The organism is Pseudomonas sp. 32_A (genome assembly GCF_017490905.1).
GTDB lineage: Bacteria > Pseudomonadota > Gammaproteobacteria > Pseudomonadales > Pseudomonadaceae > Aquipseudomonas > Aquipseudomonas inefficax.
In genome coordinates this window covers 38,515-53,501 of the sequence record NZ_JAFGYI010000032.1, presented here as the reverse complement: position 1 = coordinate 53,501, position 14,987 = coordinate 38,515, and the positions used below count along the sequence as shown (strand labels likewise).

Here is a 14,987-nt window from a genome sequence, read left to right as displayed (position 1 = left end):
GTGAATCTTAAGGCCAAAGGCTGGTACCCTGCACGGGTTTAGGGGGACCAATCGCAGGGAAAGTCAGGTGCCCAATCGATGACAGGCATGTCGACTATTAATGACCACTGATGGCCTAACCGGCAAAGCCCGGATAAAGTCCGTGGTAATTAGAGGTTCACAAAGGCGAGGTATGCGATGTCCCGCATGATCCGTTTCCACAAGTTCGGCGCTGCCGATGTGCTCCGTTGCGAGGAGCAGGCCGAACCGTCACCTGCTGCCGACGAGGTACAGATCCGCGTCGAGGCGGTTGGCGTCAGCTGGTATGACGTGCTCTGGCGCCAGAACCTGGCACCGTCCCAGGCACGCCTGCCGGCGGGGATCGGCCACGAGATGGCGGGGGTGGTGACCGCGGTCGGTGAAGGGGTCGAGGATATTGCGGTGGGCGACCGGGTTGCCAGCTTCCCGGCCACCAGTGCCAACGACCACCCGGTGTATGGCGATGTCATCGTGCTGCCGCGTTCGGCCATTACCCGCTATCCGGATGTGCTCACCCCGATCGAGGCCAGCGTGCACTACACGCCGCTGCTGATCGCCTATTTCGCCTACGTCGACCTGGCCCGGGCGAAAGCCGGGCAAACCGCGTTGGTCACCGATGCCAGCCACTGCGCGGGCCCTGCCTTCGTGCAGTTGGGCAAGGCCCTGGGGCTGAAGGTGTTCGCTGCCACCAAGGAGGCGGAACAGCGTGAGTACCTGCTGGGCCTGGGCGCCGACAAGGTGATCGTCACCGAAGAGCAGGACTTGTTGCTGCAGGTCGGCAAGTACACCGATGGCCGTGGCGTGGACATGGTCCTCGATGGCATGGGCGGGCCGCAGATGTCGTTGTTGGGCGATGTGCTGGCACCGCGTGGCAGCCTGGTGCTGTATGGCCTGCAAGGTGGCAACCAGACGCCGTTCCCGGCCTGTGCGGCGTTTCAGAAGAACATCCAGTTCTATGTGCATTGCATCGGTAACTTCACCGGCAAGCCGGAGCTGGGCATCAGCCAGGATCAGGTGGCGTTGCAGCGCGCCCTGCGCGATATCAACCAGTTCACTGCCGACCAGTTGCTGACACCACAGATCATCAAGGTGTACCCGTTCGAGCAGGTGGTCGAGGCGCATCGCTACATGGACCAGTGCCCGTGCGGCGGGCGTGTGGTACTGGACATGGCGCAGCACTGAAAGCGGTCTGCATTATCAGAAGCCCGGGCAGAGTCCCGGGTTTTTTGTGCCCGGTACAGACTGGTTGACGTTTAAAAAAAGAATGTTCCTACAATAAAAAACGACGCAGACTATATTTAAAACAGTCTCTCAGTTTCTCGTCGAAATATTCCGCCAAGCTTTTTGTCTTGAACTGTTATTGCCCGGCAGTCAATGTGTTTTCTCACTTCCGCTGAATGGTTTTTTTACCCTGATCTGTATCTTCTATTCGCCTTGCATCCCTTGATAATGGCTCAATGATGTTTAGCGCAAGGAGCGTGGAATGAGCATGGCTGTGCCCAGGCCAGGGCAGTGTATGGCAGCGGCGGGGCGTCGCGACGATGCGTTTTTCTCGATGTCATGGCGACAGTGACTGGTTACGTCATTACTTCCAATTAGTTGTAGGAAATTTCTTCGGGAAAAGTTCAGGGCATGTTGATGTTCAGGTCCTCTGAACAACGTGCGCTGGCTGCATGAAGTTGATGAGGTGATTTTGTGACTGCTATTCACGACCAGGCAATGCACTATATCTACCAGCAGGTACTCGAGCGCTTGCTCAGTCATATGTCACAAGCGCAGCGTGCTTCCTTGCAGTTGTTGATACAACGGCTACTGGTTGCTGCTGGCGGGCCCGAATACATCGGTACCTACCGCTTGCTGGTGCTGCAGGGCAACGATCGCCGCAGCGCCCGGCTGTTGGCCATGCTGCGTGCCGCACAACTGAGTATCGCCCTGCGCGCGCCGGTTACTTTCCAGCTTCGGGTGCTCGTAGTGAGCCTGCCCGTGGCTGACAGTGCCACGCTCGAATGCCATGAGCGCAGTTTCAATGCGCTGTTCTTGCAGGATGACCCGCGGGTGCAACTGCAGATGATCAAGGGGCGCGAAGTGGTGCCGTTCAGCCGGCATGCCCTTGCCGCGCCCGAGAGCTGGCTGTTGGCCAAGGACGCCATGCTGATGTTCGGTCACCTGGTCGACCCCAGGCCCGAAGCACTGTTGGGGAGTCGCCTGCACCTGGAGCTGGCGGCCGCTGTGGGCTTTGCGCTGCAGGCCCATTCACCTGCGGATGTATTGATCACCGCCATCCCCGCGCGCCAGCGCCGCCGGTACCTGGCCTGGGCACGGCGCAGCCTGCGCCTGGCAGGGGAGCATGGTCCGCATGTGGTGCATCAGTGCCTGGCGACGCTGGCGCAGGGGCTGAGTCGCCTGCTCGGCAACATCGGGGGCTCATCGGGCGTCCAGGCCGAACAGACTTCCGGGGCCACGCCGCAGATTACGCCAGTGCGAGTAATTGCCATTGACGACCTGCTGCCACCGTTGCTCGAAGAGCAGCAGCTCGACCTCATGCTCGGTTGTCGCTTCGAGGCCGCCCAGGAGGCCTGGCCATTGGCCGCGTTCGTCGAGCCGTTGGCCCCGGCGCAGTTGCAGGAACTGCACGCACGCAGTCTCGAGCCGCAGGCAAGTCGCCCGGCATTGCGGCTGGCCGGCCAGCCGGGTGCCAACAAGCGGCGCGATGTGCATCAGTTGCAGTTCGGCAAGACATACGGCATCAACCAGATCCAGCAGGTGTGCCTGCTGTTCAGCCCGTTTGCCAGGCAGGGGAAGAACCTGGAGCGTTTTCTGCAGTGCTGGCATGTCGATATGCTGGTGGCGCTGCCATACCTGCATCGGGCCTTGCAGGGTAAACCCTGCCCTGATGCGGTGAAAAACTGGCTGGTGAACACCAGCGGCCTGCCGCTGGGGCAACTCAGGCTGATCTACGGCGGGGGCCTGCCGCTGGCCTCGTGGCGCCTGATGAGCCACCTGGCCCGTCGCGATATACAGCTGAGGTTGCTGCCACGGCGGGCGGTGGGGCGGCGGCGTGGTCATGCGGGGCCGCCTTGATGGGGCAATCGGGCGCCGGCGAGTTCGCCTATCGCAAGGTATATCGCTACCTGGAAGCCCTGATCGACCAGGCTCCACGCAGTGGCCCGTGCCGTTTACCGTCGCTGCGCGTGTTGGCCCGGCGGTTGCGGGTGTCATTGGCCACCGTGCAGTGTGCCTACAGTCTGTTGGAAGAAGAGGGCCGTGTGCAGTGTCTGCCCAGGTCGGGCTATTACGTACAAGGCGTTGCCAAGAGGGATGCTGCAGCCATGCCTCGGCAGATGCCCTTGCCAGCACAGCCGATGCTGGAGCGTACCCTGTTCACCCACGAGCGGCGCCTGGCACGTCAGCGCACGCACAGTGTTGCCCCGTGGGATTCGCACGGCAGCGCCCGCCTGCGCAATGTCGTTGCCGAACGCTATACCCGTTCCTCCAACCAGTACTGGCGTGCCGAGGATGTGCAGCTGGCCCCGGATGTGCAGGCGTTGCTGGGGACCTTGCTGGCGGCGCTGGCCCTGCAAGGCGGGACCGTGGTGGTGCAGTCGCCCTGCTGCTGGCAGGTGCTGCGCGCGTTGGCACGTGCCGACATGCGTGTGTTGGAGGTACCACTGGATGCCCGCGGCAATCCGGACCTGCGCACCCTGGCCCGGCTGCTGGCCAGCGAGCCGGTGTGCATGCTGGTCATGCCGTCGTGCCTTGGCATGCCGCAGGGGCGGCTGGTTTCACCGCACTACCAGCAGCAGCTTGGTCAACTGCTTGGCCAGCACCCTGTATGGTTGCTGGAAAACGACCTGGACAGTGAACACTGTTACAGCGGCCCGCCGAATGCGCGCCTGCGTGATTGGGTCGACCCCCGCTGGCTATTGGTGATGGGGGCGTTCGATGCTGCAGTGGGGAGCGAGGCGCCCTATGCCTACCTGCTGGGCCATGACGCCGGGCTGGCCAGGGCTTTCGCGGAGCGCGCGTTTCGGCTTGCACCGCTTCGCCTGCAAGCGCTGGCGCACATGCTGGGCAAAGGCGAGATCGAGGCGCAACTGGTACGACTGCGCACGGACCTGCAAAAGCGCATGCAATGCCTGGCGCGTGAGTTGCAACTGCAGTTCGGCCAGCGGGTAGCATTGGAAACGCCGGAGGGTGGCCGGACACTATGGGTGCGCTTTCGCCAGCCGCTGCCGTGGGAGGGTATTGCTGCAGCACTGGCTGGCTCAGCACTGCATGCCCTGCCGGGCGAGCAGTTCAGCCTGCAGGGCCGCTACCAGCAGTGCCTGGCGATGGCGTGGCTGGGTGATCACCCGGGGGAGTTGCAACAGGCGGTAGAGCGCCTGGCCCAGGTGCTTGAGCTGCGCTGCGGCAGGCCTGCCGGGGTTACACCTTGAGCTGCCCGGGTTGCTCGGGCTGCGTGGTCGCGCAGAGAACCAATATCGCTCGTTTGGAGCGTCGTTTGTAGGAGCAGCCTTGTGCTGCGAAGAGGCCGGTACAGACAATAGACAGGCTTTGTCAGTACCGGCCTCTTCGCAGCACAAGGCTGCTCCTACAGAACCTCGCCGAACCAATGATTCGTGTGTTGTTCCATCGCTGGCTAGTCAGCGATTCGCTTGCTCCTGTCCTTGCCGCAAGCGGGTACTGACCAGCGCTGCAACCACCAGCAACGCGGCGATGATCCACAAGCCATTGCGGGTACTGCCGGTGGTCTGCTCGATCAGGCCCATCACCGACGGGCCGACGAAACCGCCAAACAGGCCGCAGGTGGTGACAAAGGCCAGCCCTGCTGCCAAGGCGCTGCCACTCAGGCGGCTGGAGGGGAAGACGAAGATGATCGACTGCACCACGAACAGCATCAAGGCAGTCAGCGAAAACCCGATCAGGCCGATGAACGAATTGGCGAGCGACGCCAGCAGCAGCCCGGCCGCCATGGTCAGCAGGCCGCCGAACAGCAAGGTGCGGCAACGGCGCGGTGAGGTGGCCAGGCGCGGGAAGCTAGCAGCGCCGATGGCGGCGGCAATCCACGGTACGGCGGTCAGCAGGCCGACCTGGAAGGGCGACAGCGCGCCGTAGGTGCCGATGATGCCTGGCAGGAAGAAAATCACCGTGTAAATGGTGATCTGGTGCACGAAGTACACCACGATCGCCAGCCAGATCTGCCGGTCGCGGAACATCTGCCGCAACTTGCTCTGCTGCGGTGCGGCGGCCCGCTCGGCAGCCAGGCGGCGCTCGATGTCCGCGGCTTCGGCGGCCGACAGCCAGGGCGCCGAGGCCGGGCCATCGGGCAGTTTTTTCCATACCACATAGGCCAGGGCCACTGCCGGTAGGCCTTCGAGCACGAACAGCCATTGCCAGCCGTGCCAGCCCAGCACACCGTCCATTTCCAGCAGGGCACCGCCCAGCGGGCCGCTGAGAATATTGGCCAGGCACACGCCCAGCAGGAAGTAACCCGTGGCGCGGGCACGTTGTTCACGGTCGAACCAGTAGGTCAGGTACAGCATCACGCCGGGGAACAGGCCTGCTTCGGCGACCCCGAGCAACAGGCGCATGACATAGAACGAGGTTTCGCCCTGAACGAAGGCCATACCCGCCGAGAGCAGGCCCCAGGTGATCATGATGCGGGTGATCCAGAAGCGTGCGCCCACCCGATGCATGATCAGGTTACTGGGTACTTCGGCCAGGGCGTAGGTGAGGAAGAACAGGCCGGCGCCCAGGCCGTAGGCCGCTGCCGACAGGCCGAGGTCGATGCCCATGCTGGCCTTGGCCAGGGCAATGTTGGTCCGGTCAAGGAAGCTCATCACGTAGACAACGATGAGCAGTGGCATCAATTTGCGCAGCAGCAGGCCGTTCAGGCGCTGTTCGGTGGTGGCGGCAGGGGCGCGCGCCGCTGTAGTACCGGTGAGGATTGTCATTGTTGTTTCCCCGTTGAAAGTGCTGGTGGCGTGCCGCGCAAAGGCGGCACACCCAGGTAGGTGGGTCAGGAACGGTTGATGTCTAGCCACACCGCGCCGTTGGGGTACTGGTAGCGTTCCAGGGTCTCGGCATGCATTTCGATGCTGTAGCCCGGGCGTTGCGGCGGCATGTAGCGCCCGCGGCGGATTACCACCGGGTCGATGAAGTGCTCGTGCAGGTGGTCGACGTACTCCAGCACCCGGTTGTGCAGCGAGGCCGATACCGCGATGTAGTCGAACAGGGCAATGTTCTGCACGTACTCACACAGGCCGACACCGCCGCCGTGCGGGCACACCGGTACGTCGTACTTGGCCGCCATCAGCAGCACGATCAGCACTTCGTTCAGGCCACCCAGGCGGGCCGCGTCCAGTTGGCAGAAGTCCAGCGCGCCGGCCTGAAACATCTGCTTGAACATCACCCGGTTGTGGCAATGTTCACCGGTAGCCACGCCAATCGGCGCAATGCGCTGGCGGATAGTGGCGTGACCGAGGATGTCGTCCGGGTTGGTCGGCTCCTCGATCCACAGTGGTTCGAAGGCGGCCAGGCGGCGCATGTTGGCGACGGATTCCTCGACGCCCCATACCTGGTTGGCATCCATCATCAGGGTGCGCTCCCAGCCAATTTCGTCGCGCAGGATGCTGGCGCGGCGAATGTCTTCTTCCAGGTCCGCACCGATCTTCTGCTTGATGTGGGTCCAGCCATCTTCCACGGCCTGGCGGGCAAGCTTGCGCATCTTTACTTCGCTGTAGCCCAGCCAGCCCGGCGCGGTGGTGTAACCGGGGTAGCCTTCGCGCAGCATCTGCGCTTCGCGCTCGGCCTTGCCCGGGGCCTTGCGGCGCAGCAGGGCGATGGCTTCTTCGGGGGTGAGCACATCGGTGACGTAGCTGAAATCCAGGCAGCGCACCAACTGCTCGGGTGTCATGTCGGCCAGCAGCTTCCACACCGGCTTGCCCTCGTGCTTGGCCCACAGGTCCCACACGGCATTGATGATCGCGGCGGTGGCCAGGTGGATCACGCCCTTTTCCGGGCCCAGCCAACGCAACTGGCTGTCGCTGACGGTGAAACGGTGCCAGAAACCACCCATGTCCGCCGTGATTTCCTCCAGGCTGAGGCCGACGATCAGCGGCGCAAGCGATTGCACCGCCGCTGCGCAAATCTCATTGCCACGGCCGATGGTGAAGGTCAGGCCGTGGCCTTCGAGGGCCTCGGCGTCGGTGTGCAGCACCACGTAGGCTGCCGAATAATCGGGGGCGCTGTTCATGGCGTCGGAGCCGTCCAGCGACAGCGAAGTGGGGAAACGAATGTCGCGAACGCTCAGGTGGGTAATACGTATGCTCATGGTCGGCTCTTGTTCTGTTCAAGCACTGGGAGACCTGACTGTAGGTTGTCGAGCGATACAGGCATAATCGCCAAATCTTAACCAGCGATACCGGATTCGATATGTCTCGCTTGCCACCCGACAGCGCCCAGGTGCCTGCCAGCCTCGGCGCATTGAAGATCTCCAGCCGGCAGATCACGCTGCTCAACGCCTTGGGCGAGTTCGCTAACCTGCGCCGTGCTGCCGCGGCGATGCACACCACGCAACCGGCAGCCAGCCTGTTGCTGCAACAGCTCGAGGAACGCCTGGGCGTACGCTTGTTCGAGCGTTTGCCCCGGGGCATGCAAGCGACGCTGTATGGCGAAGTGATGATCCGCTATGCGCAGAATGCGCTTCACGAGTTCGAGCACGCCCAGGCGCAGATTACCGAGCTGGCGCGCGGGGCACGGGGCCTGGTACGGGTGGGCAGCGTCATGGGCCCGGTGCCGGGCGTGCTGACCAAGGCGGTACTGGCCTACAAGCGCGACCACCCCAAGGTGCGCATTTCCCTGGAGGTCGGCACCAGCGACACCTTGCTGCCGGCCTTGCTGCGTGGCGACTTCGACATGGTGGTTGGTCGGCTGCCAGACCAGAGCGACAGCCAGGACCTGAACATCGAACTGTTCGAAGGCGGTGAGCAGATGCGTGTTATCGCCCGCGCCGGCCATCCGCTGGCCAATGCCGCCGGCCTGCAACTGGCCGACCTGGTGGCGTTGACCTGGATCCTGCACCCCATCGGCAGCCCGATGCGCCGCCGCGTCGAAAGCGCCTTGCAAGCCGGCGGCATGGTGCAGTCGCTGGATATCGTCGAAACCGCCTCGATCCTGGCTACCACTGCCATGCTCGAAGCCTCCGAGATGATTGCGGTGGTGCCCGATGACGTGGCCAAGCATTATGCCCGCTATGGCATGGTCGCCATCCTGCCGGTGGAGCTGCCGCTGGCCATGGCCAACCTGGGCGTGCTGACCCTGCGCTCGCGGCCCAACTCGGTTGCCCTGGACACCTTGCTGCACTACCTGCGGGCGCAATAGCCCCGCCTTTTCATTTGCCTGAGGCCTGCGTCAATGCCGCCGGACATGACCCATTCCAGCTTTTGCAACTGGATCCGCTACAAGCACCTGGTGTTGATCGACACCTTGGCGCGCACCCGCAACATGCACGCCACCGCCACGCGCATGAACCTGAGCCAGCCGGCTCTGAGCAAAATGTTGCGTGATCTTGAGGAGCAGTTCGGCTTCGCCCTGTTCGAGCGCCTGCCGCGGAGCATGCCACCCACCGAGCTGGGCGAATATGTGGTGCGCTATGCCCAAGGCGCGCTGGCCGAGTCGCAACAGTTTGTTGACCAGGTAAACCGCTTGCGCAATGGCGGGCACGGCTTTATCCGCGTCGGTGGGATCTTTGCCGCCACCGCGCTGGTGCTGCCGCAGGCCATCGCCGCGATCAAGGCACGCAGCCCGTTGCTGTCGATCGAAGTGGTGGAGCATTCCAGCGATCACTTGTTGACCATGCTGGAGCAGAACAAGCTCGACATCATGATTGGCCGCTTCACTGAAGAGCGTTTCAGCCAGCTGTTCGATTTCCAGCCACTGGAGCCAGAACCGTTCAGCCTTGTGGTCAACAGCGAACACCCGCTCAACCAGCTGGAAAGCACGCCGCTGACGGCGCTGGGCGACTGGCCGTGGGTGCTGTACCCGGTGGGCACGCCGATCCGCAACCGCCTGGAGCAGGCCTTCCGGGTTGCCGGCATCGCCACGCCTGCCGACAGCGTCGAAACCATTTCCATGCCGATGTTCCTGCAATTGCTGCAGGCGGCACCGATGATCGCCATGTTGCCGCGCTCGATGGTTGCCGCGCAGCTGGCCAGTGGCCAACTGAAAGAACTGCGCAGCCCCTTGCACCTGGCGGCGCTGGAATACGGCGTGGTTACCCGCAAGGACGAGCCGCTGAGCGCTTCGGCCCGGGCGTTTGTCGAGATTTTGCTGGAGGGCGCTCGCCGTCGCCAGGAGGAGCATAGATAAAGCCGATACGCGGTCAACTGTAGGAGCGGCCTTGTGTCGCGAAAGGGCTGCGAAGCAGCCCCAGGGTTTCAGCGCAGAAGCACGAATTGCCGGGGCTGCTTCGCAGCCCTTTCGCGACACAAGGCCGCTCCTACAAGGATCGTGCAGCGGTCCAAGATTGTCTTCAACGTGATTGATAAACACGCTCTGAGACCATCTTCTGATAACTCAGGGTTATCGTTCGATCGGATCATCTCATTGGGAATGTTGCCCAAGGCTTCTTACAGTGGTTGCAGCCATAACAAGAAGCCAGCCGCACCGCCCTGAGAGGTCCCATGCAACTGATTGCCAAGTCCGGTGACCTTGCCGTCATCCGCCTCAACCCGCTGGACAACGTGCTGATCGCTCGCCAGGCCCTGCCGCAAGGCCTGCGCCTGGACGCCGAGGCGATTATTGTGCGCCAGCCGATCCCCTCAGGCCACAAGCTCGCTACCGAACGTGTCGAGCAGGGCCAGCCTCTGCGTCGCTACGGGCAGATCATCGGGTTTGCCTCGCAGGCCATCGACGCCGGCGAGCATGTACATGTGCATAACGTGCAGATGGGCGATTTCGCCCGTGACTACGCCTTCGGTGTCGACACCCGCAACCAGCCCGGCAGCGAGGCGCAGTTCCAGGGCATAGTGCGCGCCGATGGCCGGGTCGCCACCCGCAATTACATCGGCATCCTGACCTCGGTGAACTGCTCGGCGACCGTGGCCCGGGCCGTGGCCGACCATTTTCGTCGCGATATCCACCCTGAAGTGCTGGCCGACTACCCGAACATCGACGGCGTGGTGGCGCTGACCCACGGCGCCGGCTGTGCGGTGGACCCCAGCGGTGAAGCCCTGGGCCTGTTGCGTCGTACCCTTGCCGGGTACGCCGTACACCCCAATTTCGCTGCCGTGCTGATCATCGGCCTGGGTTGCGAAACCAACCAGATCGAAAGCCTGCTGGAAACCCAGGGCCTGCAGGCCAGCGCCCAGCTGCGCACCTTTACCATCCAGGGTATCGGCGGCACCTGCAAAACCATCGCCGCCGGCATCGAGCAGGTCAAGGCACTGCTGGCCGAGGCCAACCAGGTGCAGCGCCAGCCGGTCAGCGCGCGGCACCTGGTGGTAGGCCTGCAATGTGGCGGTTCCGATGGTTATTCCGGCATAACCGCCAACCCGGCGTTGGGCAATGCCGTCGACCGCCTGGTGGCCGCCGGTGGCACCGCGATTCTCTCCGAGACCCCGGAAATCTACGGTGCCGAGCATTTGCTGACCCGCCGTGCGGTCAGCCGCGAGGTCGGCGAAAAACTGGTGGCCCGCATCCGCTGGTGGGAAGACTACTGCCAGCGCATGAACGCCGAGCTGAACAACAACCCCTCGGCCGGCAACAAGGCCGGGGGCCTGACCACCATCCTGGAAAAGTCCCTCGGCGCTGTGGCCAAGGCCGGCTCCAGCAACCTGGTCGATGTGTACCAGTACGCAGAAGCGGTGCGCGCCCAGGGCCTGGTGTTCATGGATACCCCCGGCTACGACCCGGTTTCGGCCACCGGCCAGGTGGCGGGCGGGGCCAACCTGATCGCCTTCACCACCGGCCGTGGCTCGGCCTACGGCTGTGCCCCGGCGCCATCGATCAAGCTGGCCACCAACAACCGGGTGTTCGAGCACCAGGAAGAAGACATGGACGTCAATTGCGGCGGCATCGCCGATGGTTCCACCAGCATCGAGGAGCGCGGCGCGTTCATCTTCGAACAGATGCTGCGCATCGCTTCCGGTGAGCGCAGCAAGAGCGAACTGCACGGCTACGGGCAGAACGAATTCGTGCCCTGGCAGATCGGCGCCGTGACCTGATCGCCAGCCCTGTGCCATTTCCGAGGCAACCGCAATGACTCAAGCCACACATTACAACGTGCAAGCGCTCAATACCTTCGTCGAGCGGCTGTTCGAAAAGGCCGGTGCCGATACCGAAGTCGCCCAGGTAGTGACCCGGGTGCTCCTCGAAGGCGAGTTGCTGGGCCATCGCACCCATGGCCTGAATTTGGTCAGCCGCTACATCGACGGCATGCTCGGCGGGCAGGTCAAGGCCCGTGCGCAGGTACTGGAGCAGGTGTCGGACAGTGGCATTTCCAGCCTGTTCGATGGCCACTACGTGTTGGGGCCGTACTGCGTCAGCCGTGCCCTGGACTGCGCGGCAAAGGGCGCCACTTCGCAGGGTATCGGCATCGCCGTGGTACGCCGCGCCGCGCATATCGGCTGCCTGGCAGCCTACCTCAAGCCTTACACCGACCAGGGCCTGGTGGCCATGCTGTATTCCTCGGACCCGTCGGTAGGGCTGGTCTGCGCCCATGGCGGCGTCGATCCGGTGTATACCCCCAACCCGATCGCCGCGGGTATCCCGACCCAAGGCGAGCCGATTCTGCTGGACGTCAGCATGTCCACCGTCACCCTCGGCCTGGTCGGCCAGTGTCGCGACGCCGGTAGCCGTCTGCCGCATTCGGTGCTGGTAAGCAATGACGGGCAACTGAGCGACGACCCGCGCGACTTCTTCACCAGCCCGCAAGGCAGCATCCTGCCTTTGGGTGGCCAGGCCTTTGGCCACAAAGGTTTCGCCCTGGCGCTGCTGGTCGAAGCCTTGACCTCGGGGCTGGCCGGCCATGGCCGCAAGGATGCGCCAGACCAGTGGGGGGCCTCGGCCACCGCCGTGGTTATCGACCCGCAATTCTTCGGCGGCCTGCAAGCGTTCACCGACGAAACCAGCTTCCTCGGCCGACTGATACTGGCCAGCCGGCCGCTGGACCCCGAGCGCCCAGTGCGCCTGCCTGGGCAGGCTGGCCTTGCCTTGCGCCGCCAAGCCCTGGAGCAGGGCGCAAGCCTTTCGTCACAGCTGGTGGCCGACCTTGACCGCCTGGCCGGGCAGCTGCAACTGCCGGCACTTTCCCAATGAATGACAGTAAGGGTACACAGATGACTGATCGAGCGAACGGCAAGCGACCGCTGCCTCTGAAACACGATGCCAGCGCGTTCGACAGCGGCAGTTGGGTAGGGCGGGTGTGGCTGCCGGAGCAGGGCCCTGCGGTAGTGCTGGTGAGATCTGGCGCCGTGCACGATATCAGCGCCCATGTAGCCACCGTCTCGGCCCTGCTGGAAGTGGCCGACCCGGTGGCCTACCTGCGCAGCCTGCCGCTGGCCGAGCCGCTGATCGGGCTGCCAGCCTTGCTGGGCAACAGCGACCCGGCCCGGCGCGACCCGCACCAGCCATGGCTGCTGGCTCCCATCGACCTGCAGGCGGTGAAGGCCGCTGGGGTGACCTTCGCCACCAGCCTGCTGGAGCGCGTGGTGGAAGAGCAGGCCAAGGGCGACCCGGCCAAGGCCGATGCCATCCGTGACACCCTGGCCAGCCGCATCGGTGCCGACCTGTCACAGATCGTGCCGGGCTCGGCCCAGGCCGAAGCGCTGCGCAAGGTGCTGGTGGAGCAGGGCCTTTGGTCGCAGTACCTGGAAGTGGGGATTGGCCCGGACGCCGAGGTGTTCACCAAGGCCCAGCCGCTGTCGGCGGTCGGCCACGGCGCCGAAATCGGCATCCACCCCAAGTCGAGCTGGAACAACCCCGAGCCTGAAGTGGTGCTGGCGGTGTCGAGCGATGGTTGCATCAAGGGCGCGATGCTCGGCAACGATGTCAACCTGCGCGACTTCGAAGGCCGTAGCGCCTTGCTGCTGTCCAAAGCCAAGGACAACAATGCCTCCACCGCGCTCGGCCCGTTGCTGCGCCTGTTCGACGAAAGCTTCGGCCTGGACGATGTGCGCGCCGCCGAGGTGGAGTTGCAGGTGGTGGGTGAAGACGGCTTCATCCTCGCCGGCAGCAGTTCCATGCGCCAGATCAGCCGCGACCCGCAGGACCTGGTGCAGCAAACCCTCAACGAGAACCATCAGTACCCCGACGGCCTGGTGCTGTTCCTCGGTACCTTGTTCGCCCCCAAACAGGACCGCGACCAACCGGGCAACGGCTTCACCCACAAGCCGGGCGATGTAGTGAGCATCAGCAACCCTCAACTGGGTACCCTGTGCAACCGCGTGACCACCAGCGACCTGGCGCCGCAGTGGCACTTTGGCCTGCGTGCACTGATCGACAGCCTCGGCCGGCGCGGCCTGCTGGACGTTGCAACCACCGCGCGCCTGCCCTGAGCGGCGCGCTGCGTCAGGGAGGGCGCAGCTTGAACGAAGGATCGCCACGGCGCTGACAGCGCGGCAACAATAATAATAAAGGTCATCACATGAACCCTATGAAGAAGTACCAACGCATCACCGTCGTGTTCCTGCTACTGATCGGCATCGTCAACTACCTGGACCGTAGTGCACTGTCGATCGCCAACACCTCGATCCAGAAAGACATGATGATCAGCCCGTCGCAGATGGGCATCCTGTTGTCGGCGTTTTCCATTGCCTATGCCTTCGCCCAGCTGCCGATGGGCATGATCATCGACCGCCTGGGCAGCAAGATCGCCCTCGGTGCCTCGCTGCTGGGCTGGTCGGTAGCCCAGGCAGCGTTCGGCATGGTCAACAGCTTTGCCGGCTTCATGGGCCTGCGGGTGCTGCTGGGGATTGGCGAGGCGCCGATGTTTCCGTCGGCGGCCAAGGCCCTGTCGGAGTGGTTCGATGCCAACGAACGCGGCACCCCGACCGGCGTGGTCTGGTCCTCGACCTGCCTCGGCCCGTGCCTGGCGCCACCCTTGCTGACGCTGTTCATGGTCAACTTTGGCTGGCGCGGCATGTTCATCATCACCGGTGTGATCGGTGTGGTGCTGGCGCTGTGCTGGCTGACCTTCTACAAAAGCAAGGCACGCTACCTGGCGGAGCTGGCTGCCGAAGGCAAGCCGTTGCCGAGCGGGCAGCAGGCGCCGGCAGCCGCTGCACAAGCGCCGAAGGCCTCGTACTTCGCCGGCTGGCTTGACCTGTTCAAGCACCGTAGTACCTGGGGGGCGGTGCTGGGCTTCATGGGCGTGATCTACATGCTCTGGCTGCACCTGACCTGGCTGCCTGGGTACTTCGAGCGCGAGCATGGCCTGGACCTGTACAAGACCGCCTGGGTGGTGTCGCTGGCCTATGGCTTTGGTGCCGCGGGCACGATCGTCGCCGGGCGCTTCTGCGATTTGCTGGTCAAGCGCGGCATGAGCGTGCTGGCCAGCCGCAAGTTCAGCGTCATCACCGGCCTGGTGCTGGCGGCGCTGTTCACCCTGCCGCTGTCGTTCGTCACCGGCCTGACCGGTTGCGTCATCCTGCTGTGCCTGGCGCTGTTCAGCATCAACATGGCCAGTGCCACTGCCTGGATGATCGTCAACACCATCGTCGACAGCCAGCGCGTGGCCTCGTTTGGCTCGATCCAGAACTTCGGCGGCTACATCGCCGGCTCGGTGGCGCCGATCGTCACCGGCTTCAGCATCCAGTATTCGGGATCCTTCACCACGGCGTTCATGATCAGCGCGGTGGTGGCGCTGTGTTCGGCGGTGGCCTACTTCCTGCTGTTGCAGGCGCCGATTGGCAGTGCCAAGGTCAAGGCGGCGGAGATGGTTGCCGCGACGGAACAGGTGTGAATTCTGG

Annotated in this window: 11 protein-coding genes; 9 read left to right on the top strand and 2 right to left on the bottom strand. The window is 63.9% G+C overall.

Annotated features, from left to right (window positions below):
* The first annotated feature begins 177 nt into the window (after positions 1 to 177).
* From J5M58_RS18870 to J5M58_RS18860, 3 genes are all read left to right on the top strand, one after another.
* The gene (locus tag J5M58_RS18870) at positions 178 to 1,200 is read left to right on the top strand and encodes a zinc-dependent alcohol dehydrogenase family protein (protein WP_112249301.1); all 1,023 of its coding nucleotides are present in this window, start codon (positions 178 to 180) and stop codon (positions 1,198 to 1,200) included.
* A gap of 513 nt (positions 1,201 to 1,713) precedes the next feature.
* A complete protein-coding gene (locus J5M58_RS18865) occupies positions 1,714 to 3,099 on the top strand; it encodes a hypothetical protein (protein WP_112249299.1) in 1,386 nt (461 codons plus the stop codon).
* On the top strand, positions 3,099 to 4,454 hold the full coding sequence (locus J5M58_RS18860; protein WP_207879081.1) for a GntR family transcriptional regulator: 1,356 nt from the start codon (positions 3,099 to 3,101) through the stop codon (positions 4,452 to 4,454). Before J5M58_RS18865 ends, J5M58_RS18860 begins: the two co-directional genes overlap by 1 nt.
* Positions 4,455 to 4,661: 207 nt before the next feature.
* On the opposite strand, the gene J5M58_RS18855 is transcribed toward J5M58_RS18860, so the two are convergent.
* Entirely contained in the window at positions 4,662 to 5,972 is a 1,311-nt protein-coding gene (locus J5M58_RS18855; RefSeq protein WP_207879079.1) for an MFS transporter, read from the bottom strand.
* 65 nt (positions 5,973 to 6,037) lie between these two features.
* The gene (locus J5M58_RS18850; protein WP_207879077.1) at positions 6,038 to 7,351 is read right to left on the bottom strand and encodes an L-fuconate dehydratase; all 1,314 of its coding nucleotides are present in this window, start codon (positions 7,349 to 7,351) and stop codon (positions 6,038 to 6,040) included.
* A 101-nt stretch (positions 7,352 to 7,452) separates the two neighbouring features.
* Here J5M58_RS18850 and J5M58_RS18845 point away from each other — a divergent pair, with 101 nt between their 5' ends.
* The 6 genes from J5M58_RS18845 (at position 7,453) to J5M58_RS18820 (ending at position 14,980) form a co-directional block, all read left to right on the top strand.
* The gene (locus J5M58_RS18845; RefSeq protein WP_112249295.1) at positions 7,453 to 8,400 is read left to right on the top strand and encodes a LysR family transcriptional regulator; all 948 of its coding nucleotides are present in this window, start codon (positions 7,453 to 7,455) and stop codon (positions 8,398 to 8,400) included.
* 33 nt (positions 8,401 to 8,433) lie between these two features.
* Positions 8,434 to 9,387 (top strand): LysR family transcriptional regulator, encoded by a 954-nt coding sequence (locus J5M58_RS18840; RefSeq protein ID WP_112249294.1) that lies wholly within the window; start codon positions 8,434 to 8,436, stop codon positions 9,385 to 9,387.
* 314 nt (positions 9,388 to 9,701) lie between these two features.
* Positions 9,702 to 11,243, top strand: a complete 1,542-nt coding sequence (locus tag J5M58_RS18835) for a UxaA family hydrolase (RefSeq protein ID WP_112253896.1) — start codon at positions 9,702 to 9,704, stop codon at positions 11,241 to 11,243.
* Between the two features lie 34 nt (positions 11,244 to 11,277).
* Entirely contained in the window at positions 11,278 to 12,336 is a 1,059-nt protein-coding gene (locus tag J5M58_RS18830) for an Ldh family oxidoreductase (protein WP_207879075.1), read from the top strand.
* A 20-nt stretch (positions 12,337 to 12,356) separates the two neighbouring features.
* Complete coding sequence (locus J5M58_RS18825; protein ID WP_207879073.1) at positions 12,357 to 13,574, top strand: fumarylacetoacetate hydrolase family protein; 1,218 nt, start codon at positions 12,357 to 12,359, stop codon at positions 13,572 to 13,574.
* Between the two features lie 98 nt (positions 13,575 to 13,672).
* Positions 13,673 to 14,980 carry an MFS transporter gene (locus tag J5M58_RS18820; RefSeq protein ID WP_181457406.1) on the top strand — a complete coding sequence of 436 codons (1,308 nt, stop codon included), beginning with the start codon at positions 13,673 to 13,675 and terminating at the stop codon, positions 14,978 to 14,980.
* Positions 14,981 to 14,987 lie beyond the last annotated feature (7 nt).